Genomic DNA, 22,304 nt, shown 5'->3' on the forward strand with positions numbered 1-22,304 from the left:
GCATCGCCGTTCGGACAGCAACAACAGGCGCTCGCCGTCCTGGCCCGGGTCGTGGGAGCCGCTATGGCTGGACCCCTAGGCGGCACCCCGGCCTGTTCATTGCCCTAGGTGTTCTGTCCACAGAGGTTGGTGACGATATAGCTCTGGTTGGGCCCCCGTTGACATCCTGAGCGAGGGCGGGGGTGCCGTCCGCATGACAGCTTCTCGGCGATGGCGAACAGTCGCATCAGGCGAGCGGGTCGGCGTTCAGCGCGTGGGCGCAGCTGGTGGCGTGTTGCGAAGCCCGGCCGCGGCTCGGCCCAGTGCGGCGAGCGCCGATGAGTGGTGGCCGGCTGGCCATGCGAGCACGGTCGTGATGTCCGGGGCGTCGACGACGGGCACCGCCACATGGTCGGGCCACTGCCAGGCGCGGCTGGAGGCAGGGATGACGAGCAGGGTCTTGCCGAGCGCGACGAGCTGAGCGAGCTGTGACTGGGTGTGCACCTCTGGCCCGGGGCCGTCGGGGTAGGAGCCGTCGAGCCGGGGCCATCGGGCGATGGGAAGGTCCGGCACGTTGCCGACGTCCGCGAGGGTGAGCTGGGGACGTGCGGCGAGCGGGTGTCCCGACGGGAGGAGGGCGACTTGGCCTTCGGTGCAGAGGTCTTCGGTATCGAACCCGGCCAGGTCGTCGACCGGCCGGTGCATGAGGGCCACATCCGCGCGCCCGCTACGCAGGAACCGTGCCTGCTCACCGACCTCGCACAGGACGACTTCGACCGGCGCCGTATCGGTGTCGGCTGCCGACGAGGCGAGGAGCCGTTGCAGCAGCTCGTGTGATGCGCCGGCTTTCGTCACCAGTACCAGGGGCTGCTGGAGATCCGCTGCCCGCCGGGTCCGGCGCGCGGCAGCCGCGATCGCATCGAGGGACACCCGGGCTTCGCGCAGCAACACACCGCCGGCGCCGGTGAGGGCCACCCCGCGTCGGTCCCGGTCCAGAAGCTGGACGCCGAGCCGACGTTCCAGCTGCCGGATGGCGCGCGACAGCGGTGGCTGCGCGATCCCGAGCCGCTGGGCCGCGCGCCCGAAGTGCAGCTCCTCGGCGACCGCAACGAAGTACCGCAGCTCACGGGTCTCCAGGTCGTCCATGCACATACCCTATCCACCTTGTGATACCCGCCGAGTATCACAGCGTACTTGATCGATATTGGACGAAACGGACGCCGCGCGCTGAGCATGGGCAGCGTGAACAACACCAAGACAGCGCTGGTCACCGGCGCGAACAAGGGAATCGGCTTCACCATCGCTCAGGGTCTCGGATCCCTTGGCTTCACCGTCGCCGTGGGGGCGCGTGACGACGCCCGACGCGAGGAGGCCGTGGAGCGGTTGCGTGCCGCAGGCATAGATACGTTCGGAGTCGCCCTCGATGTCACCTCCGACGACAGTGTCGCCGCAGCGGCGGTGAGTATCGAGAAGGAGGCCGGGCGACTCGACGTCCTCGTCAACAATGCAGGAATCTCCGGCCGGTTCGAGGACGGGGCGCAGGACCCCACGACCCTCGACCTCGACGTCCTGCGTACGGTCCTGGAAACGAACGTGTTCGGGGTTGTACGGGTGACGAACGCGATGCTCCCGCTGCTCAGCCGTGCCGCCTCGCCCCGGATCGTCAACATGTCCAGCAACATGGGCTCGTTGACGCTGCACACCGGCCCGGTCATGGCCGCCTACGCACCCTCCAAGTCGATGCTCAACAGCGTCACAGCACAGTACGCCCGCCGATTCGCTGACACGAACATCATCGTGAACGTGGCATGCCCCGGGTACGTCGCAACCGACTTCACCGGATTCGCCGGGGAACGAACACCCGAGCAGGGCGCCGCGATCGCCCTTCGCCTCGCCACCCTGCCCGCCGACGGCCCCCGAGGCGGCTTCTTCGACGACAAGGGAGCCGTCGCCTGGTGACTCTGCGCGTGCGAGAGCGCCGAGGTGGCAACAGGCGCGCCACGCACCCGCCAGGAACTGGGGTGGACCCCACACGACACCGACATGCTCAGCATGATCGGTGAGCCCCGCCTGAGAGAGCTGGCGACCCGCGAATAGCGCACGCGTTGCGCGCGAGCCCACCCACGTTTTCACAACCCGCCGCCGAACCTCACCACTTGACGGCGCCCATCCAACGGCCGGGTGCACGAGATATCACTCGTGCACCCGGCCATCGTCATCCCCTGAGCCAGAAAGACCCGCATGGTCCACCGCAACGCACCCCTGACCGAAACCGGCCGCCTGTGCCTGGCACAGTGCGTCGTCGACGATCAATGGCCCCTGCGCCGCGCGGCAGAACGCTTCCAAGTCTCGCCCACCACAGCGAAACGGTGGGCCGACCGGTACCGCGAGCAGGGACCTGCTGGGATGACGGATCGCTCCAGCCGCCCGCACCTCAGCCCGCGTCAGACACCGACGCGCACCGAGCGGCGCATCATCAAAGTCCGCGTCCTGCGCCGCTGGGGCCCCGCCCGCATCGCGTACCTGCTCGGCCTCAATCCCGCCACCGTGCACCGCGTACTCAGCCGATACCGCATCGCCCGGCTCGCGCATCTGGACCGCGCCACGGGCCGCGTCATCCGACGCTATGAGCACGCCGCACCAGGCGACTTGATACATGTCGACATCAAGAAGCTCGGCAACATCCCCAACGGGGGCGGCCATCACGTGCTGGGCCGCCAGGCCGGTCGCAAGAACCGGATCGGCGGGGGCTACAGCTACCTCCACAACGCTGTCGACGATCATTCCCGCCTGGCCTACAGCGAGATCCTCGCGGACGAGGAGAAGGAGACCGCCGCCGCGTTCTGGACCCGGGCGCAGAACTTCTTCAGCCAGGCCGGGATCACCGTCCAGCGCGTCCTGACCGACAACGGCTCTTGCTACCGCTCGCATACCTGGGCCAACTGGCTGACGCAGGGATCACCCACAAACGCACCCGCCCCTACCGCCCACAGACCAACGGGAAGGTCGAACGCTTCAACCGCACCCTCCTCGACGAATGGGCCTACGCCAAGCCCTACCTCAGCGAGCAGGAACGCCGCGACGCGTTCCCTATGTGGCTCCATACCTACAACCATCACCGGAGACACACCGCCCTCAAAGGGCTCCCACCCGCCAGCCGCGTCCCCAACCTCACAGGGCAATACATCTAGGCGGGACCACTCGACAACTGACGCCCTCTGACGACAGGAAGTGTTCGCACCAACACACCACACGCTCACCCTGCCGAGGCGGAACGTGCGGTCTCCCCCCTCGCGTTGTCCCGTGTGCTGGCGGTGCCAGGACCGTTTGCGGCAGTGGGGAGAGCAGTACCGAGCCGAGGCAGGGCGGTCCAAGCCGACCGTCCAACTCGCCCCGCACTCCGGGCAATCAGCCGTCCGGGCCGCTTGGACCGCCTCGGTCCTCGCCCTCGCTCGCCGCAGCTGCCGCCAGTGCCGCGAACGGCATACCGACGAGCAGAACATCGCCGTCGACTTTGCCACCGGCATCAGCGGACCACCGCACCCTGAGGCACGACCGCGGCCCGGTGTCGCACTCCGCGGGCATGGCCAGCTTCAGTCGGGCACCCCGTCTTTGCCCATACCAGCACTGTGGAAGCAAGAATCGTTGTCGGCAGCCCCCGCGCCCAATCTGCCCCACGGGCCCCATCAACGCGCCGTGATCCGGCTGCGACTGAGGATGCGGCGACGCACCCCGTCACCGTCACAGGACGAGCCCCGCCGACGCCCTATCCGCCCGTCAACCCTCCTGGCCGAGAAAGGCATTGGCACTCCCTGGCCACAGCAATCCCTTGAGTCGCTTTGCGCGCTGCACGCACTCTGAGCACTGGCTTCCGCTCCACGAGGGCGGAGGCGTTTCAGCGTTCAGGGGAGGACGTCCACACATGCGAAGAATCCACGCCCTTTGGGCCGTGGCAGGAGCGGCCGGTCTGCTCGCCGGGGCGGTCACGCCCGCGACGGCAGGTCCCGTGTCCCCGACCATCCAACCGGGCAACACGCAGGCACCACACACCGACACCCAGACCGTCACCCTCATCACCGGCGACACGGTTTCGGTCACCACCGGGCCCGACGGCAAATCCGCCGTCGAGGTCGAGCGCGGCAAGGGCCGTGAGGCGGCCACCTTCCTGTCCAGCGAGCGCGACGGCGAGGTCAGTGTCCTGCCGACGGACGCGATCCCGCTGGTGAAGGCGGGCCGTCTCGACCCGGCCCTGTTCAACGTCACCCAGCTGGTGAAGCAGGGGTACGCGGACTCGAAGACCGGCACCACGCCGGTGATCGCGACGTACAAGAGCGGCAGCGCGACCCCCGAGGGCGCACGCCGGAGGCTCAAGCTGCCCGCGATCGACGGGGCAGCGCTGAGCGCGAAGAAGTCGACCTCGTTCTGGGCCGACATCGCTCCCGCGCTCGGCACCGCACCCACCACGAAGGCCGCGAAGCAGCTCGGCGAGGGCATCGACAAGATCTGGCTCGACGGCAAGGTGAAGGCGTCCCTCGACGTCAGCGTGCCGCAGATCGGCGCGCCCGAGGTATGGAAGTCGGGCTACGACGGCAAGGGCGTCGACGTCGCGGTCCTGGACACCGGCGTGGACACCGGGCACCCGGATCTGGCGGGGAAGCTCGCCGAGACGCAGAGCTTCGTGCCGGGTGAGACGGTGCAGGACGGTCACGGTCACGGCACCCATGTGGCGTCCACGATCGTCGGCTCCGGCGCGGCCTCGGACGGCAAGCGCAAGGGCGTCGCGCCGGGCGCTGATCTGTTCGTCGGCAAGGTGCTCGACAACACCGGCAACGGCCAGACCTCGTGGATCATCGCGGGCATGGACTGGGCGGCCCACTCCGGGGCGAAGATCGTCTCCATGTCGTTGGGCGGTACGGCGACCGGCCCCTCCGACATCCTGAGCGAGACCGTCGACGAGCTGTCCGCGTCCACCGGCACCCTCTTCGTGATCGCGGCGGGCAACTCCGGTCCGGCCGAGCAGACCGTGGGCACCCCGGGCATCGCCGATTCGGCGCTGACGGTCGGCGCCGTCGACAAGTCCGACAAACTGGCCTCGTTCTCCAGCCGCGGTCCGCGCCTCGGCGACTCCGCGGTCAAGCCGGAGATCACCGCGCCGGGTGTGGCCATCACCGCGGCCCGCGCCGCCGGCACCACCATGGCCGGCAGTACTCCGGTCGACGACTACTACTCGACGGCCAGCGGTACGTCGATGGCCACCCCGCATGTCGCGGGCGCCGCGGCGCTGGTCGCCCAGGCCCACCCCGACTGGACGGGCCAGCAGATCAAGCAGGCGCTGGCGACCACGGCGAAGACCATGCCGGACGCCGACGTCTTCCAGCAGGGCGACGGCCGCGTCGACGCCGTACGGGCAGTGAACCAGGGCGTCTTCGCGACCCCCGCACTGAGCTTCGGCAAGTACGAGGAGGCCGACACCGAGGTCGCCACCAAGGACATCACGTACACCAACACCACGGACAAAGCGGTGGAGTTGAAGGTGTCCTCGTCACTTCACGACGCCGCACTGAACGCGGACACGGTCACCGTCCCGGCGAAGGGCACCGCCACCGTCGCGGTCACGGTCGACCCGGCCAAGGAGGCGACGGGCCGGTACACGGGCCACATCACCGCGAGTGCCGACGGCGTTCTCGTCACCACCGCCGTCGGCTTCGAGAAGCTGCCGAAGACCTACGACCTGACGGTGTCGCTGCTGGGCCGCGACGGCGAGCCGTCCACGTCCGCGTCGCTCTTCATGCTGCAGGAGCTGAACGGCGCGTACGCGGACACCTACGGGTTCATCGGTAAGGGCTACACCTTCAAGGTGCCGGCCGGTACGTATTCCATGGCGTCCTGGATCTCCACGCGGGACGCGGCCGGACTGGAGGTCGACACCTCGATCGTCGGTGATCCGGAGATCGAGGTCGACAAGGACACCGAGGTCGTCCTCGACGCCCGCAAGGCGGTCGAGATTAAGCCGAAGACCAAGGAGGACTCCGAGTTCCGGGGCTTCACCACCACCTGGCACCGGGAAGGCCCGGGCACTGGCCTGGGGGTGGCCTACAGCCAGGGCTGGTGGACCGACCACGTCTATGTGGCGCCCACCGAGAAGGTCACCCAGGGCGTGTTCGAGTTCTCCTCGAAGTTCCGTCTGTACGCCAAGGAGCTGACGGCGAGCGTCACCGGCCCGGAGAAGTACGCGCTGCCTCTCGACTACGCGCAGACGTACAGCGGCCTCCCCGTGAAGGTCAGCGGTGATCACACGGTGCGGGCGGTGGACGCGGGCGCCGGAACCGCGGCCGACTTCGAGGGACTCGACGTCAAGGGCAAGGTGGCGGTCGTCCGCGTGGGCGCCGGCAAGAGGGCGGACGAGGCACTGACCAACGCGACCGCGGCCGGGGCCGGTTACGTCCTCGCCTACCAGGAGACGCCCGGGTACTGGCTCGGCTCCGTGCAGAGCATGACCATCCCGCTGATGCTCGCCACCGGCGAGGACGGAGCGAAGCTCGGCGCCCTGCTGAAGAGCGGGAAGAAGGTCAAGCTGAAGCTGACCGGCACTCCGGTCAGTCCGTACGTGTACAACGTGATGTTCCCGCAGGTGGGGGCCGTCTCGGCCAACCAGACGTACAACCTCAACAGCTCCACCACGGTGAAGCAGACGGTTCGCTACCTCGGGGCCCGGGCAGGTGATGTCGGCAAGGACGCCGTGTACCGGTTCCGCCCCTGGCAGGGGGCCGACATCGCGACCAGCACCAACGTACAGCTCGGCACGGAGCGCACCGAGTACTACAACGTCTCCGACACCCGGATCTGGCACGCCGTCTATCCCAACTGGAAGGCGACCCAGCCTCAGTGGGGTCTCGTGCGAACCTTCGACAAGGCGGGCAAGCAGCCCGACGAGGACTGGCTGGGCCAGGTCGTCCGCCCGGCGACCGCCCAGCAGTACGGCCTCTCCCAGCGCACCGGCGACAAACTCTCCTTCCGGATCCCGGAGTTGAGCGATTCCTCACCGGGCCACTACGGATTGGTGGACAACGTCCTGGACACCGCGAAGGGCAAGCTGTACGCGGACGGCCAGCTGGTCGGCGACACCGCGCTCGGCGGCTACGGCGCCTTCACCGTCCCGGCGGCGAAGTCCTCGTACCGCCTCGTGGTCGACACACAGCGCACGGCCGACTGGGCGGCGTACTCCACCGGCACCCACACCGAATGGTCCTTCGCCTCGGCGCACACGGACCAGCAGACGGCACTCGGGCTGCTCTCGGTCGACTACGACGTGGCCGGGCTCAACCTCCTCAACAGCGCTGAGGCCAGGCACACGTCGAAGCTCGGCCTCTCCGTCCGGAACCAGTCGGGCGGCGTCACCGCCAGTTCCCTGAAGGCCTGGGTCTCGTACGACGACGGCACCTCCTGGAAGGAAGTGAAGGTCAAGAACGGCAAGGCGGAGCTCAAGCACCCGAAGAAGGGCGCCGGGTTCGTGTCGCTGCGCGTACGGGCCGCCGACCGGGACGGCAACACGGTCGACCAGACGGTCGTACGGGCGTTCGGCCTGAAGTAGACGACCTCCGTCAAACATTGCGAAAATTCTTAACAAAGATCGTCTACCGTGCCGGGCCATGGTGAACACGGCATACGACACGGCAAGGGAGACCCCTGCCGCGAGCCCCTGGGCCGCGGTGGGGGTCTCCGCGTTCGACGAGCTGTTGTACCAGGCCATCCTCAACCAGCCCGACGCCGGCGCGGCCGGCTGGGCGCTGCTGACCGGTGCCTCCCCGGCCCGGGTCCGCGAGGCCTGCAACCGGCTTCTCACGCTCGGGCTCCTGCAACCACCGGACTCCATGGGCGGATTACGGGCGGTCGACCCCCGGGTGGCGATCCGCGCGCTGATCCGGCGGCGCGAGACGGAGTCCGAACTGCTGGCCGCCACCGCCGAGGAGATGGCGACCGCGTACGAGGCGGGGCTGCTGCGCGAGGAGCCGACCCGGCTGATCGAGGTGGCGTCCGGCGAGGGCGCCATCGCGGCACGCCTGGAGGAGATGTACGCGCGCGCAGAGCACGAGGTGTGCCTTTTCGACACACCGCCGTATCTCGCCCCGGCCGGTCCGCAGGTGGATCTCCAGGCCGATCTGCTCAACCGCGGGATCGTCTCTCGTGGGATCTACGCGTCGACCGGCCTGGAGGATCCGAAGGTCCTGTCCCGCGCCTTGAGGATGGTCGAACTCGGCGAGCAGGCCCGGGTATTGCCTTCCGTGCCGCTCAAGCTGCTGGTGGTCGACGGATGCCGGGCGCTGCTGCCGCTGACCGCCTCCGTGGCCGGCGGCTACTGCGCCGTCGTGATCTGGCACTCGGCGGTGACCGAGGCCCTGCAGAAGCTCTTCGAGATGGCCTGGCAGCAGGCGACTCCGCTGGGCCAGGCGGCGGACGACAGTGAACTCTCCGAGAGCGAGAGGACGTTGACCCGGCTGCTGGCGGCCGGAATGAAGGACGAGGCGGTGGCTCGCCATCTGGGGGTGAGTCTGCGGACCCTGCGGCGGCGAGTGAGCGAGCTGCAGGAGCGGCTGGGGGCGGCGAGCCGGTTCCAGCTGGGGATGCGGGCTTCTCAACGCGGCTGGGTGTAGCCGTTGCGGACCCTTTGAGGCGACGGGCCGCGCCCTGGCCGGGAGCGCGGCCCCCACTCCATGAACTGCGTGGCCGAAGGGTGCATTGGCACGCCCCGGCCACAGGAATCCCCCGCAAAGGCATCGAGTCCAGTGAACGATTGGGCCGTCGCAGGTGAGTGATTGAGAAGACGATGTCGTGGCTGTCCGGCTACCGCAGACTCATCCCCCGCTACGAACGTCATCCCCGCAACTACCTAATTTCTCGGGCTCGCCGACAGCCGCGGCTATCTGCTGCTACAAGCGCCTCGTCCACCTCACCACATAGGACACGGTCTTACATGAGCGTGATTGCCGCGAGGGTGAGCATTGCTTCGGAGTGCTCGGGGAGGCCCCCTTGTCCCCGCGGCGGGTGTGGCGCCACGCATGCTCATCCACGGGGGAGGGGTATCGGGAGCGCGGCCACGCAAGTGCTGCTGCTTCGCCTGGTGTTGCCGAGGTCAGGCAGGGCCGGCTCCCGTGCGGAGAGCTATGAGGTGTTCACGCGGGCTCCTGCCTTTCACGCGACCGGGAAGTTTTGGTTGAACAGGTTGTCCGGGTCGGCCTTGCGTTTGATCTCGCGCAGGCGGTGCAGCGTCTGCGGTGGGAACGCGTCGGTCAGCAGCTGCGGCGAGAACGCTGTCTCGAAGCTGAGATAGAGACCGTCCAGTGACGGGCGAACGGCTTCCCACGCGGTGTCGAAGGCCGCGGAGGGGCCAGGGGCAACCGCGGCGATGGAGAAATTCTGATGCCGGTGCGCGAAGGCGGTGGCCTCGGCGGGAACGTCGTTGACCGCGCCGCCGACCGACCGGATCTGCACCATCGTCCCGAACACCGAACCGAGCAGTGCCTCGAGCCGGTCACTGAGCGGGCCGTCCAGATGGACGGCGAAACCGTTGCGGAGGTAGGCGCCCTGCTGGCCACGGTGTGGTGCACCGGTCCGGGCCACCACGGCCGCATAGGGCTCCAGCACCGCCCGCTGGCCGAGGACGGAGCCGACCCGAAAGAAGGGGGTGAGCGCCCGCTCGGCCGCCTGTGTGTCATCCCCGGCGAAGACGACGGTCGCCAGGGCGCCACCCCTGCCGGACAGGTACAGGAACGCGCCGATCTCACGGGGCGCGGTCAAGACGGTCTCGCCCCAGGACCGCAAGAACGATGCGATGTGGTTGACGTGGTATTGGACAGTGGCGTGTGCGACCACCGGTACCGGCGCGGCGCGGAAGTCCATCGAGGTGACGATGCCCATGTTCGCGCCGGCACCGCGCACTGCCCAGAACAGGTCGGGGTCCTCTTCGGCGTTCACGGTCCGGATCGTGCCGTCGGCGGTGACGATCCGGACCGCGACGAGGCGGTCGATCGTCAAGCCGTGCGCGCGGCCCATGAGCCCGATGCCGGCGGCCGTCGCCAGCCCGCCGACGCCCACGTCTCCAGAATCGCCTGAGCTGATGGACAGACCCCAAGGATGCAGTGCCCGGGCCACATCGCCCCAGCGGGCGCCCGGTCCTATGCGGACCAGGTCACCTCCGGGGGCGATCCGGTCGATCGAACTGAGCTCACCCAGATCGATGACAGTGCCGCCATCGTTGGTGGAGGCGCTGCTGATGCCGTGCCCGCCGCTGCGGATCGAGAGCGCACTGCCAGCCTCCCGGGCCCAGTGCAGCGCTTCGGCCACTTCGGCGGCCGAGCGCGGTCTGATCACTGCCGCGGGCGAGCCGGTCGCGGTGTAGACGTGTCTGACGTCGGGATAACGCGGATCGTCGGGCCGGATGATGTCGAGCATGTCGCCCTCTCACGCCATGTCGGGCACGGTGCGGCTCGGACCCGCATCGCGCGTGACGAAGTACTGCAGCGCCGAGTCGGCGAGGGGGCTGTTGCCTGCGACCAGCTCGGCCGTGTGCGTACCGACGTCGGCGGCCGGGATCCAGCCCTCGTTGTCGATGCCGGCGAGCTGGCGCGGCCGCGTGCGGATGACGCCGAGGATGAGCTCGTACACCCGCAGTCCCTCCCTGCGCAGCTCCTCGGCGACGGTGCGGGTCATCGACTTGCTGGCCGCCGCGGTCAGAGCGCCGACTCCGTGGGGCGGATACGGGATTTCCGCGCTGAAGCCGTTGATGTGGATGATCGTTCCGCTCGGCGTGAGAGCCGGAACCAGCAGCCGGTAGGCACGGAAGAGGGAGGTCTGGTTCTGCTCGATCACCGCCTCCCATTCGGCATCGGTGAGGTCGATGATCCGCTTGCCGCCGCCACGGCTCCAGTCCGCGGTGGAGATGACGATCCCGTCGAGGCGGCCGTGCCGCTCCACGATGGCAGCGACCGTCTGGGCCGGATCGTGCCCGGTCAGGTCGAGCTTGTGCGTGGTGAGGTTCGCGTGTGCCGTGCGGGTGGCCAGGTCCTCGAGTTTCGACTCGGTGCGGGCCGTGGCGATCACGGTCGCGCCCGCGCGGAGCATGGCGTGTGTGACCCCCTCACCGACGCCGCCCGCCCCGCCGATGACGAGCACGGTCTTGCCGGTCAGGTCGGTGGCCGGCTGTGCCCAGCTCGGGAGCTCAAGCGTGCTGGTCATGATGTCTCCTTCGCGGCGTTGTCCTGTGTGTGCTGCAGGTGGTTCAGAAGCGTTTGGAGGATCGTGTCGATCTGGCCGAGCTGCTCGGGCTCGACGCCGTCGAGGAACCAGCGCTTGACCGATCGCCAGTGCGGACCGAGCGAGCGCCGGTAGGCCGCGAGGCCGTCGTCGGTCAAGGAGACCAATGCGGCGCGGCCGTCCGCGTCGGTGCCGCGACAGCGTTGGACCAGACCTCGCTGCTCCATGCGGCGCACATGGTGCGACATGCGGCTGGTCTCCCAGTCGAGCGCCCGGGCCAGTTCGGTGGACCGCATCAAGGCGTCCGGGGCGGCCGCGAGTCGGGCGAGCACGGTGAAGTCCGCCTCGGAGAGCTGGGAGGTCTCCCACAGGTCGCGCGCCGTCTCACGGCGGACCGACTCGTTCAGCACGAGGAAGTTCTGCCATACCCGCCGCTGCTGGGCGGTCGTCCTATCTGACATGTCAGCAACCTTAGACGGATTGCTGACGTGTCAGCAAGGTGGTGTGACCGACCAGACTCGCCCCCCCCAGCCGGCGGAAGGCACCCCGACCGAGACCGGGCAGCGGTATCAACACGCCCTCGCGGCATGACGATCGAGTGTCCAAGATCACGGGGAAACTTCACAGGGGCATCAAGCTCGCCGTCCGCTACGAGGCGACAGTGCTGATCGCAGTCCTCAATGAGTGGCTGTGACCAGCGCGTTCCCAACAGGCCCTGGCCGCGACCTCTTCGACGTACTGGACGATCTGGTCACAGCACTGACGGCGAGGTAGCCGCCGACCGGCCGAGCACTCCAGGCGCCCGCACGTCAGGACACGCGCCGCCTGCGCCGGTACAGAGCCACCCCGACCACGCTTGCCACCGCCACCGCGAACCACACGACGGGGTCCCGGTACGGCCGGTAGGGCAGGGCCGGCGAGGCGTCGAGCAGGATGACGGCGGTGTCGTTCCCGGGCGTGCGGTCGTACGGGTTGTGCGTGCGGATGGTGCCTCGCGCACCGGGGATCCGCCGGTCGATGCGGACGTGGAAGTCGATGACCGTCGTACCCCCCTCGTGCCGCACCTCGGAGAAGCCGTCGTAACCGATGTCGCACACCAACGCCCCGCCTGGCTTCTTCGGCCGCTCGCACGCCCACTCTCCGCCCGAGTCCTCGAAGGTGTAGGGGATGGACGTGACCGTGGTCCCCTCCGGCATCACCACCTCGAAGCCGCCCAGCGTCTCGGAGTCGAGCGGCCGGCCCGGCCCGTGGTCGCGCACCCCGAGCCGTACCTTCACGGTGTCGCCGACCCGGCCCCGAACGGTCGCCGTGACCGGCGTGTAGTCGGCCTGCACGGTCGTCCGGACGTGGATGTCGGTGCTGCCGTTCGTGAGTCCGCGGCCAGCCGTCCTGGTCAGCGCCAGCGGGGCGCCCGTGCCGCGGACGGTGAGGCCGTCGGGCCGCTCGGGCTCGGAGGACCAGCTGTAGGACAGCGTGCCCGTCAGCTTCCCGGCGCCGGCCGTGTACTGGATCGGCGAACCGGTGCGGTATGCGGTGCCCGGCGCGGCCCTGGTGGGGAACACGCACCACGCCGAGGTGTAGGCGGTGTCGAAGGAGCAGTTGCGAGGGCGCGAGGTCACCACCAGTCCGTCCCGGGAAGTGATGTGCAGGGCGACGCCCCGCTCGGCGGTGAACCGGCTGTGGTTGGCGAACCTGGGGGTCAGCGGCACGGACTTCCCCGGCTCCACATCCTTGACCGACCCCTCCTCCTCCGGCGTGTGCAGCGTGGGACCGCCCACGGTCATACGGGTGGTGCCGGTGACCGGGGCCGCGTTGTCGGCGGTGGCCGTGTACGTCACCGTCCCGCTGTCGCCGGGGTCCACGCCGTCCACGCCGTGGAAGGTGAAGGGCGCGTTGGCCTCCCCGTCGCCGTTTTGCACATCGCCGTACTCGCAGGTGAACACCGGTCCCGCACCGGTGCAGTTGCCGTAGCCGCCCTTCCCCGCCCGGGCGACGCCCGCCAGGCCCGAGGTGTCCACCACGACCTTGACGTCGCGGGCATCACCGCCGTCGCCGCGCACGACGGCGACAGGCACGACGAAGTCGCTGTTCGCTGCCGAACTGCCCTCGTCGGCGTTGTACATGCGGAAGGCCGCCGGGGTTTCGAACCGCAACGCGACCTGCCCGGAGCCGTCGGCTGTCGCGGGCGCCGAGGACGTGGCGAGGACGGCGGCGAGAGCCCCCGTCACGGCGGCGGGACGTCGGGTGAGCCATGACCGTCGAAGCATGCGGGCACTATGGCAGCGGCCACCGGTGGCCGGCCGCTCGGCCCCTGCCGGATCCGTCCTCCTCGCCCCGGGAACGGCTGTGTTGTGCAATGCGAAATTCTGTGTTGCAGATGTGGTGCGCGGCCACGCGCGGTCATAGGTTCCCCTCTTAACAGACCGGTGCGATGTGCCGGTTTGGTGCCAGTGGATTGGTGTCAGTGACGGCATGTCAGGCCAGGGTGTTTTCGCTGCTGGTGGGGTGTCAGGGTGCTGGCAGGATCGCGCCTGTGATCTCCAGAGTCCCGCTCGGCGTGGCGATCGCGAAAGCGTTCACCTCGCACGCCTCTCAGCGTGGCCCAGGATCATCCCGGGCGCCGATCTGTGCGGTGGTGGGTCAGCTCAAGGCCGAGAGTGAGCAGTAGCTGTCGGCCCACCTGGTCGAACTGCTCCTGGAGAGTGTGCTCGCGGAAGGGATCGGCCAACTCGTCTGCAGAGGCGACGAGTTCGCGATGGTGGGCGACGAGATAGTCGGCCATCGACGCTCGGTGTACGGCTCGCACCCTCTCCAGCAGTGGACCGTTCACCTTCCCGACAGGGGTGTGCCGCAGCGCGATGCTGATGGCCTCGGTGCAGCACGCGAGTGCCGTTCTGCCACCCCGGCACATACCCCCCGAATGGAAATCACCACCCGCACCTCCGGGACCAGGCGGTTCACCCCGATCCCGAAACGCTGGGCAGTCGAGCGGACGTACGGCTGGCTGATGCTCCGCCGCCGCCTGGCCCGCGACTACGAGACCCTCCCGGCCCGCTCCGAAGCCATGATCCACCTGGTCATGTCCGACCTGATGGCCTGCCGCCTCACCGGCGAGGCAACCGTCTCCTGGCGCGACCCGACATCACCGGATCAAAGCCGCATCCAGGGATGAAACAACGGGAGAAAGCACCCTCTAACTGAGCGTTTGGTCCGGTCTCGGTCGAGTTGGTGTCGTTTCCAGAGTCCTGCAACGCCGGGGCTGCTGTGCTTGATGGGGCAGTCGACCCGCCCGCGACGCCTGGGGATCGTTTCGTTCCGGCTGCTCCTGTCTGCTCCCAACACGCCCCCGAGCGCCGCCTTTTGACCGCTGGCGGGGCCGGCCGCAGCGGGCTACTTCGCAAACATGACTCTGCACGGCCCCTATCCCAGCGACCTGTCGGACGCGCGCTGGGAACTGATCGAGCCCGTCCTGACGTCCTGGCGGGACCAGCGCCGCGCCCGCGCACTGGCCATCGGCCGACCGCCCGAACACGACCTGCGCCAGATCATGAACGCCATCCTGTACGTGGACCGCACCGGCATCCCCTGGCGCTGTCTCCCGCACGACTTCGCCCCGTGGGCCACGGTGTACGGGTACTTCGCCAAGTGGCAACAAGACGGCGTCTTCGAGCAGCTCACCGGCCTGCTGCGGCGCCTGGTCCGCGAAGCCGAGGGCCGAGGCGCGGAGCCGTCGGCCTGCGTGCTGGACTCCCAGACCATCAAAACCTCCGCCAATGTGCCCCGCGCCGAGCAAGGGACCGATGCCGGGAAACGGATCATCGGGCGCAAGCGCCACCTCGGCTGCGACACCCTCGGCCTGCTGCTGACCGTGCTGGTCACCGCCGCCAGCGTCTCCGACACCGCAGCCGGCGTGACCCTGCTGTCCCGCATCGCCGCCGCCCACCCCCACATCCGCAAAGCCTGGGTCGATGCCGGTTATCGCAACACCGCCATCGACCACGGGGCCCGCCTCGGCATCGACGTCCACCCCGTCCAACGCCCGCCCGGCGCCCGCGGGTTCACGATCATCCCGAGACGGTGGACCATCGAGCGCAGCATCGGCTGGCTCATGCACCACCGACGCCTCGCCCGCGACTACGAACGCCACCCACACCGCTCCGAAGCCATGACCCAGCTCGCGATGATCGACCCCATGGCCCGCAGACTCACCGGCGAAGCCACCCTGAACTGGCGCGGAACCTGACCCGGGACCAAGCACGAATCACCGGACCAAACGCTCAGTGAACAATACGTGCGTGTTGACCTGGTCGGATCTGAAGCTTGCCTGCACCCTCACGCGATACGGCAACGGTTCCTGGTCGAGACGGCGTGTTTGATCGCCGTTCCAAAGGGTCGGACGCTGAGCCGGCACAACGTATCCCCGAGCGATACCGGCAGATGCGCGACGAACACGGCGCGCGTGAGCCCCGCTTGGTGCAGTTCAGCGCCAAGCGGGTCGGCTGGTGCCGGTCAAGCTGCCGGGGCGGTCAGGACGGTCTTGGCAGCCAGCCGGAGATTCCTGGTCATCGGATTCGGGTCGCCCTTGCGGCTGACCAGGACGACCTGGCTGGGGGGAGCGTCCTCGATCGGGATGGTGACGAGGTCGGGACGCAGAGAGCTACGCCGATCGCCGACCGGTAGCACGGCGATCGCCCTGCCACTCGCGACGAGTTCGAGCTTGTCCTCGTAGCTCTCGATCGGCGGCACGCCGGCCCCGAGGATCCGGTAGGAAGTCCAGTCCGCAGTCTCGAACGCGCACGGCGCCGCCTCCTCGCCCGCCAGTTCTTCCGCGGTCACCGACGCGCGGTCGGCCAAGGGATGGCCACGCGGGACCGCGAGCATCCGGGGCTCCTCGTACAGCGGGGTGGTGAACACGTCGTCGGCGGCGAACGGCAGCGGAGCCCGCGCGATCAGGGCGTCGACGCGCTTGTCGGACAGCGCCCCGACGTCGCGGCAGCTCAGGTACCGGGTGGCGATCTCGGCGTCCGGATAACGACGGCGCAGTTCTCGTACGGCGGCAGTGATCACCAGGTCTTCGACGTAGCCGATGGCGATTCGTTCGGTCTCGGCTTGTTCACGCACGGCCAGCTCGGCCTGGCGGGCGGCCTGCAGCAGGGCTTGGGCCCGGGGGAGGAATCTCTGGCCGGCCGGAGTGAGCCGGGTGCCCTGGGGTGTGCGGTCCAGCAGCCGTGCGCCGAGATACTTCTCGAGCCGTTGGATCTGGCGGCTCAGCGCCGGCTGGGCCACGTGCAAGTCGGCGGCGGCCCGGCCGAAGTGCTGGTGCGCCGCCACCACGGTGAAGTAGCGCACCAGCCGCAGTTCCAGGTCCTGTCCGAGATCGTTCATCCTTCCAGCGTACGTGTCATGCCGTTTCGGAATGATCAGGTTGCCGAACCGGTCTTGGACGGCCATGCCGTCCTGGGCCTTGACTGAAGGAGCAACGTTTCCCCAGGAAAGCGACAGGCGCGATGAAGGCGATCCAGTTCCACGAAGCGGGCGGGCCGGAAGTTTTGCAGTATGACGAGGTGCCGGTTCCCGAGATCGGCCCGGGCGAGGTGCTCGTCCGGGTGCACGCGGCGGGCATCAACCCGCCGGACTGGTACCTGCGTGAGGGGATGAAGGTCATGCCGGCCGAGATGAGGCCGGCTCTGGAGTTCCCTCTGATCCCCGGAACGGACATGTCGGGCGTGGTTCAGGCGGTCGCTCCGGACGTGCTGGGGTTCGCCGTCGGTGACGAGGTCTTCGGCATGCTGCGGTTCCCCGGATTCGACGGTCGGACGTACGCCGAGTACGTGGCCGCGCCGGCTTCGGACCTGGCTCACAAGCCGGCCGGTATCGACTACGTGCAGGCGGCTGGGGCGCCGATGGCCGTGCTTACGGCCTGGCAGTACCTGGTTGATCTCGGCCACGACGTGCCGTCTCCTTTCACCGGCCAGGTGCACCAGCCGGTGCCGATCACGCCAGGGATGACCGTGCTGGTCATCGGGGCCGCCGGTGGAGTGGGCCACTTCGCGGTGCAGTTGGCGAAATGGAAGGGGGCACACGTAATCGCGGTGGCCTCGGGCCGGCACGAGCAGTTCCTGCGCAAGCTCGGCGCCGATGAGTTCATCGACTACACCAGGACGCAGGCCGCGGACGTGGTCAGCGGTGTCGACCTGGTGATCGACACCGTCGGGGGCCCGGACAGCTCACGCTTTCTGACCGTGCTCAAGCGCGGCGGCACCATGCTTCCGGTGTTCTTCGCCCAGTACGACCCGGAAGAGACGGCGAGTCTGGGCATCACCGTCTCGAACATTCAGGTGCGTTCCAACGGCCCCCAGCTCGCCGAGATCGGGCGCCTGTTCGACGAGGGCAAGCTCCAGGTCGGGGTGGACAGCACTTACCCGCTGCCCGAGGCGGGCAGCGCACACACGCGAGCCGCGCAGGGCCATCTTCAAGGCAAGATCGTGCTGACGGTGGTCTCGTGATCGCCGAACTCCAGCAGGCGGTGGCGAACTACGCCCACGCCCTGGACGAGCTGAATGTGCCCGAGCTGGAAGCGGTCCTGACCGAAGACACCACCTGGACCTTCACGATGCCCGGACAGGGAGTGCTCGGCCCGGTCGCTGGACGCGCGGCGGTGCTCGACTTCGTCCGTGACGGGCACACGGCCCAGACCGGAAGGATGCGGCACCACCTGGCCAATGTCGTGGTCACGACGACGGACGCCACCACCGCTGAGGTGCGGGCCTATCTGGTGCAGACGAGGAACACCGGCGAGAGCATCCAGATGATCTCGACCGGGGTCTACACGTTCGGCCTGCGCCGGTCCGACGCTGGGTGGCGGATCGCCGAGCTCACCCTGACGCTGGACAACGCCTTTTAGGGCGGGCTAGGCAGTGTGTCCGGCGGATCAACGGGTGCCTGCCGGCGGCGCCCGGTTACCGATTGGGCCGACGACGAACAGCGCGGCCTTCTGTAGGGAGATGGTCAGCCGGTTGGCGCGTTGTTGAACGCCAGCAGGTTCGGCTGCCCACTGGCAGATCGAGCAGACGGTCGGGGTGTCGTCGTACTCGCAGCCGCAGGGGTGATCCGGGTGCGGGGCTGCTCGCCCTGCGGGCGAATACTGCAACTCTCGAATACCGACACTCCACCAGTGGTCCCGCATCACGTCGGAAGTGGTGATCGGCGCGGTCACCGGCTCGCCGAAGAGTCCGCTCACCATCCTGCTGGTGGAGCCGGACGAGCGGGGCGATCCGATGTCGCCGCTGCGCTGGACGACCAAGTCCTTGCGCAACCTCGCCGAGGAGCTGACCGGGCAAGGGCATCGGGTCTCCGCTCCTACCGTCGGCCGGCTGCTGAAGGGGCAGGGTTTCAGTCTGCAGGTCAGCGCCAAGACGCTGGAGGGCAAGCAACACCCCGATCGGGACGCGCAGTTCCGCTATATCAACGAACAGGTCAAGGAGTGCCAGTCCGGCGGTCAGCCGGTGATCAGCATCGATGCCAAGAAGAAGGAGCAGCTGGGACAGCTGCCGACCCCCGGGCGGCAATGGCGCCCCGCCGGGGATCCGGTGCAGGTGGAGGACCACAGCTTCTACTTCATCGGTCCCGACGTCGAGGTGGCGATACCCTTCGGCATCTACGATCTGGCCCGCGACAGCGGCTGGGTGAACGTCGGCACCGATCACGACACCTCGGTGTTCGCCGTCGAGTCGATCCGCCGCTGGTGGCGGGCCCGTGGCCGGGTTGACTACCCGGATGCCGGCCGGTTGCTGATCACCGCGGACTGCGGAGGGTCCAACAGCTACCGCTACCGGCTATGGAAGGCCGAACTCGCCGCGTTCGCCGCCCAGACGGGCCTCACGGTGAGCGTCTGTCACTTCCCGCCGGGCACCCAATGCCGTTGCATGAGGGTTCATCCAGTTCCGTGACGGGTTAGCCGTCGGGCCGTTGTGCTGGGTATGCATCCATGGGCGGGGATATCGGAGCGAGTGCGGCTGGGAGTGGTCACGAGGTGGGTGACGCCGGAGCTGGTGGACGAGGTCCTGGCGGAGTGTCGTAAACGCGACCGTAGGCCGGGTGCGCTGCCGGCCCGCTTCATGGTCTATTTCTCGCTTGCCCTGGCGCTGTTCCACCAGGACTCCTACGACGATGTGGCCGAGCATCTGGCCGGCGGTATCCCGGAGTTGAGCGAGCACATCCCGAACAGGGCATCGTTCACCCGGGCTCGGGAACGGTTGGGTCCTGATGTGCTGCGGACGTTGTTCCACCGCCTGGCCGGGCCGGTGGCTCCCGCGGAGCTGGCGGGATCCTTCTACCGGGGGATGCGTCTCGCGGCGGTGGACGGATTCCTGCTGGACGTACCGGACAACGAAGCCAACCGCCGCGCTGTTGGCGGGCCGAGGGGCTGGTGCGGCAAACCCGGAGGGTTCCCGCAGATCCGGGCCGTGACGCTGACCGAGACCGGTACCCATACGGCCATCGACGCGCGGGTGGGCGGGTTCAATCGCGGCGAGCGCGACCTGGCCGTCGCGATGGCCTCCTCGGCCGCCGGAATGCTCGTAATCATGGACCGGGGCTTTCCCGGAGTGGAGTTGTGGAAGGCATATACCGGTGCTGATGCGCACCTGCTGTTGCGGGCGCGGTCCTGCGTCGCTCGCCGGCCGGTGCGGCGTCTGCCCGACGGCACCTATCTGGCCCGGATGAATCTTGCCGGGCAGAAGGGTACGCATCCGGGCGGTGTGCTGGTTCGCGTGATCGAGTACCAGGTCGACGGCGGCGAGGTGATCCGGCTGCTGACTGACCTGTTCGACACGGTCGCCTATCCCGCGGCCGAGTTAGCGCCCCTTTATCACGAAAGGTGGGAGGTGGAGGCTTCGTACCGGCAGATCAAGACCTTCCAGCGCGGTCGGCAGGCTGTGCTGCGGTCGGCCGATCCGGAGCTGGCCAGACAGGAAGTGTGGGCGCACCTCGTCGTGCACCACTGCCTGACGAGCGTCATCACCCAGCTCGCCGGGGACCACGGTATCGATCCGGACCGTATCTCGTTCGTGAAGGTCCTCAAGCACGCCCGTCGCAGCGTGATCCGCCAGCATGCCGACACACCGTCCAAGCTCAGGAAGTTCATGGCCATGCTGGCCGTGAAGATCCGCCGGAAACTCGACAACGGTCCAAGGCGCCTGTGCCAGACTGACCGATTCCTGAAACGGCCACACGCCCAGTACTCCTACCGGCCAAAGGACTGGCAGCCCACCCCAGTTCGCAAGGTGTCCGCCAGAATCATCACGCTGCAACCGGCGATGATTCAGTAGTCAAACAACGGCATTGGGTGCCCGGCGGGAAGTGACAGACGCTCACCGTGAGGCCCGTCTGGGCGGCGAACGCGGCGAGTTCGGCCTTCCATAGCCGGTAGCGGTAGCTGTTGGACCCTCCGCAGTCCGCGGTGATCAGCAACCGGCCGGCATCCGGGTAGTCAACCCGGCCACGGGCCCGCCACCAGCGGCGGATCGACTCGACGGCGAACACCGAGGTGTCGTGATCGGTGCCGACGTTCACCCAGCCGCTGTCGCGGGCCAGATCGTAGATGCCGAAGGGTATCGCCACCTCGACGTCGGGACCGATGAAGTAGAAGCTGTGGTCCTCCACCTGCACCGGATCCCCGGCGGGGCGCCATTGCCGCCCGGGGGTCGGCAGCTGTCCCAGCTGCTCCTTCTTCTTGGCATCGATGCTGATCACCGGCTGACCGCCGGACTGGCACTCCTTGACCTGTTCGTTGATATAGCGGAACTGCGCGTCCCGATCGGGGTGTTGCTTGCCCTCCAGCGTCTTGGCGCTGACCTGCAGACTGAAACCCTGCCCCTTCAGCAGCCGGCCGACGGTAGGAGCGGAGACCCGATGCCCTTGCCCGGTCAGCTCCTCGGCGAGGTTGCGCAAGGACTTGGTCGTCCAGCGCAGCGGCGACATCGGATCGCCCCGCTCGTCCGGCTCCACCAGCTGCAACAACGCCGGAACCAGAGAAGGATCCTGTTCCTCGACGGGCTTGCGGCCACCCCCGGGACGCCGAACACAGCCGTCCCGCAACGGATCCCCACCGGCCTCCAGCTCGAACACACCGTTGCGAACCGTCGTCTCGCTCACCCCGGCCAGCCGCGCCACGGCCCGTACCCCACCGTGGCCGAGCAATCGCGCCTCCTGCGCCAGCATCAGACGCCGCTGACGCTCATTCAGATGCGGCAACACGACCTGGAACCGCAGCGCGAGCTGGTCCAGAACATCGTCGGCGAAGCTCATACCAGAGCAACGGGCTTGTCCTATGAAAGCAACGGGTTGTTCCTTGACGGCTTCACTTCGTCCGGGACGTGTTCTCGGTGATCGAGCGGGGCTCAGGAGAGATAGTCGCCGCCACCATCCGCACCATCTTCGCGCAGACCACCGGCGAGCAGGTCCGCACCCAGGTGAACGTGGTCGCCGACAGGCTCGGACGGCAATTCCCACAGGTCAAGAAGATGCTGCTGGACGCCGCAGCAGACATCACCGCGTTCGCCGACTTCCCGCCGGCGCACTGGAAGAAGATCTGGTCCACCAACCCGCTGGAGCGGCTGAACCGGGAGATCAAACGGCGGGCTGACGTCGTCCAGGTCTTTCCCAACCCCGCGGCCCTGGACCGGCTCGCCGCTGCGGTGCTGGCCGAACTCCACGACGAGTGGCAGGGCTTCGACCGTCGCTACCTCTCCGAAGCCTCCATGGCTGAGCTCTTCACCACCCAGCCAACCCCGCCCGAACCACAGATCACCCCACATCCGGAACCGAAACAGCTGCCGTGACTACACCACCCCGCGGGACATGACCCCTCATCCACCTGATGACCCGACGACTCACGCGCGAGAGGCCCCAAGTTGACTGGTCAAAGAAGACCACGTGACCACATGGAGAGCATGGGCTTGGACAGCTCCCTGAGCATCCGTGGACGTTCATCGTGCCCGCTCCCAGAGACAGATCGCTAGGCATCACCCTGCCTACGACCTTGCATTTCTGAGACGGAGCCGAATGCGAGATAC

15 protein-coding genes and 6 pseudogenes are annotated in these 22,304 nt (G+C 68.3%); 12 read left to right on the plus strand and 9 right to left on the minus strand.

Annotation, left to right across the window (positions count from 1 at the left end; translation table 11 throughout):
- Window positions 1–246: 246 nt before the first annotated feature.
- Window positions 247–1,125 (minus strand): LysR family transcriptional regulator, encoded by an 879-nt coding sequence (locus AC5DRG_RS50595; protein ID WP_491807144.1) that lies wholly within the window; start codon window positions 1,123–1,125, stop codon window positions 247–249.
- Window positions 1,126–1,212: 87 nt separating this feature from the next.
- Between AC5DRG_RS50595 and AC5DRG_RS50600 the strand changes: the two genes are divergently transcribed.
- From AC5DRG_RS50600 to AC5DRG_RS50620, 5 genes and pseudogenes are all read left to right on the plus strand, one after another.
- Window positions 1,213–1,938, plus strand: coding sequence for an SDR family oxidoreductase (locus tag AC5DRG_RS50600; RefSeq protein ID WP_491807146.1), 726 nt, complete (start codon window positions 1,213–1,215; stop codon window positions 1,936–1,938).
- Window positions 1,939–2,220: 282 nt separating this feature from the next.
- Window positions 2,221–3,170, plus strand: a pseudogene (locus AC5DRG_RS50605) (IS481 family transposase).
- Window positions 3,171–3,901: 731 nt separating this feature from the next.
- Entirely contained in the window at window positions 3,902–7,570 is a 3,669-nt protein-coding gene (locus AC5DRG_RS50610; protein WP_491807148.1) for a S8 family peptidase, read from the plus strand.
- A 58-nt stretch (window positions 7,571–7,628) separates the two neighbouring features.
- The gene (locus AC5DRG_RS50615) at window positions 7,629–8,630 is read left to right on the plus strand and encodes a helix-turn-helix transcriptional regulator (protein WP_491807150.1); all 1,002 of its coding nucleotides are present in this window, start codon (window positions 7,629–7,631) and stop codon (window positions 8,628–8,630) included.
- A 107-nt stretch (window positions 8,631–8,737) separates the two neighbouring features.
- Window positions 8,738–8,937 (plus strand): annotated as a pseudogene (locus AC5DRG_RS50620) (IS5/IS1182 family transposase); the annotation flags it as partial.
- A 231-nt stretch (window positions 8,938–9,168) separates the two neighbouring features.
- Here the strand turns inward: AC5DRG_RS50620 and AC5DRG_RS50625 are convergent.
- The 5 genes from AC5DRG_RS50625 to AC5DRG_RS50645 all read right to left on the minus strand — a co-directional run bounded on the left by AC5DRG_RS50625 (window position 9,169) and on the right by AC5DRG_RS50645 (window position 14,011).
- Complete coding sequence (locus AC5DRG_RS50625) at window positions 9,169–10,428, minus strand: FAD-binding oxidoreductase (protein WP_491807152.1); 1,260 nt, start codon at window positions 10,426–10,428, stop codon at window positions 9,169–9,171.
- Between the two features lie 9 nt (window positions 10,429–10,437).
- Complete coding sequence (locus tag AC5DRG_RS50630; RefSeq protein WP_491807153.1) at window positions 10,438–11,211, minus strand: SDR family oxidoreductase; 774 nt, start codon at window positions 11,209–11,211, stop codon at window positions 10,438–10,440.
- Window positions 11,208–11,690 carry a MarR family winged helix-turn-helix transcriptional regulator gene (locus tag AC5DRG_RS50635; protein ID WP_491807155.1) on the minus strand — a complete coding sequence of 161 codons (483 nt, stop codon included), beginning with the start codon at window positions 11,688–11,690 and terminating at the stop codon, window positions 11,208–11,210. The genes AC5DRG_RS50630 and AC5DRG_RS50635 overlap by 4 nt, the downstream gene beginning before the upstream one ends.
- Window positions 11,691–12,038: 348 nt before the next feature.
- Window positions 12,039–13,496, minus strand: a complete 1,458-nt coding sequence (locus AC5DRG_RS50640) for a hypothetical protein (RefSeq protein ID WP_491807157.1) — start codon at window positions 13,494–13,496, stop codon at window positions 12,039–12,041.
- Window positions 13,497–13,837: 341 nt separating this feature from the next.
- A complete protein-coding gene (locus AC5DRG_RS50645; protein WP_491807159.1) occupies window positions 13,838–14,011 on the minus strand; it encodes a hypothetical protein in 174 nt (57 codons plus the stop codon).
- A 138-nt stretch (window positions 14,012–14,149) separates the two neighbouring features.
- Here AC5DRG_RS50645 and AC5DRG_RS50650 point away from each other — a divergent pair.
- Both AC5DRG_RS50650 and AC5DRG_RS50655 read left to right on the plus strand, forming a co-directional pair.
- Window positions 14,150–14,401, plus strand: a pseudogene (locus AC5DRG_RS50650) (transposase); the annotation flags it as partial.
- Between the two features lie 231 nt (window positions 14,402–14,632).
- A complete protein-coding gene (locus AC5DRG_RS50655; protein WP_491807160.1) occupies window positions 14,633–15,472 on the plus strand; it encodes an IS5 family transposase in 840 nt (279 codons plus the stop codon).
- 266 nt (window positions 15,473–15,738) lie between these two features.
- Here AC5DRG_RS50655 and AC5DRG_RS50660 read toward each other — a convergent pair whose 3' ends face one another.
- Window positions 15,739–16,614 carry a LysR family transcriptional regulator gene (locus AC5DRG_RS50660; RefSeq protein ID WP_491807162.1) on the minus strand — a complete coding sequence of 292 codons (876 nt, stop codon included), beginning with the start codon at window positions 16,612–16,614 and terminating at the stop codon, window positions 15,739–15,741.
- 122 nt (window positions 16,615–16,736) lie between these two features.
- Here AC5DRG_RS50660 and AC5DRG_RS50665 point away from each other — a divergent pair, with 122 nt between their 5' ends.
- Window positions 16,737–17,735 (plus strand): NADP-dependent oxidoreductase, encoded by a 999-nt coding sequence (locus tag AC5DRG_RS50665; RefSeq protein ID WP_491807163.1) that lies wholly within the window; start codon window positions 16,737–16,739, stop codon window positions 17,733–17,735.
- Entirely contained in the window at window positions 17,732–18,133 is a 402-nt protein-coding gene (locus tag AC5DRG_RS50670; RefSeq protein WP_491807164.1) for a nuclear transport factor 2 family protein, read from the plus strand. The genes AC5DRG_RS50665 and AC5DRG_RS50670 overlap by 4 nt, the downstream gene beginning before the upstream one ends.
- Window positions 18,134–18,160: 27 nt before the next feature.
- Here the strand turns inward: AC5DRG_RS50670 and AC5DRG_RS50675 are convergent, their stop codons facing one another.
- Window positions 18,161–18,445 carry a hypothetical protein gene (locus tag AC5DRG_RS50675; protein ID WP_491807165.1) on the minus strand — a complete coding sequence of 95 codons (285 nt, stop codon included), beginning with the start codon at window positions 18,443–18,445 and terminating at the stop codon, window positions 18,161–18,163.
- A 16-nt stretch (window positions 18,446–18,461) separates the two neighbouring features.
- Between AC5DRG_RS50675 and AC5DRG_RS50680 the strand changes: the two are divergent.
- A pseudogene (locus tag AC5DRG_RS50680) lies at window positions 18,462–19,142 on the plus strand (ISAzo13 family transposase); the annotation flags it as partial.
- Window positions 19,143–19,208: 66 nt separating this feature from the next.
- Window positions 19,209–20,558: an IS4 family transposase gene (locus AC5DRG_RS50685; protein ID WP_491807167.1), complete on the plus strand. Its 1,350-nt coding sequence runs from the start codon at window positions 19,209–19,211 to the stop codon at window positions 20,556–20,558.
- A gap of 16 nt (window positions 20,559–20,574) precedes the next feature.
- Here the strand turns inward: AC5DRG_RS50685 and AC5DRG_RS50690 are convergent.
- Window positions 20,575–21,537 (minus strand): annotated as a pseudogene (locus AC5DRG_RS50690) (ISAzo13 family transposase); the annotation flags it as partial.
- A gap of 47 nt (window positions 21,538–21,584) precedes the next feature.
- Here AC5DRG_RS50690 and AC5DRG_RS50695 point away from each other — a divergent pair.
- Window positions 21,585–22,070 (plus strand): annotated as a pseudogene (locus AC5DRG_RS50695) (transposase); the annotation flags it as partial.
- Window positions 22,071–22,304 lie beyond the last annotated feature (234 nt).

The organism is Streptomyces sp. JLBG701 (genome assembly GCF_058544905.1).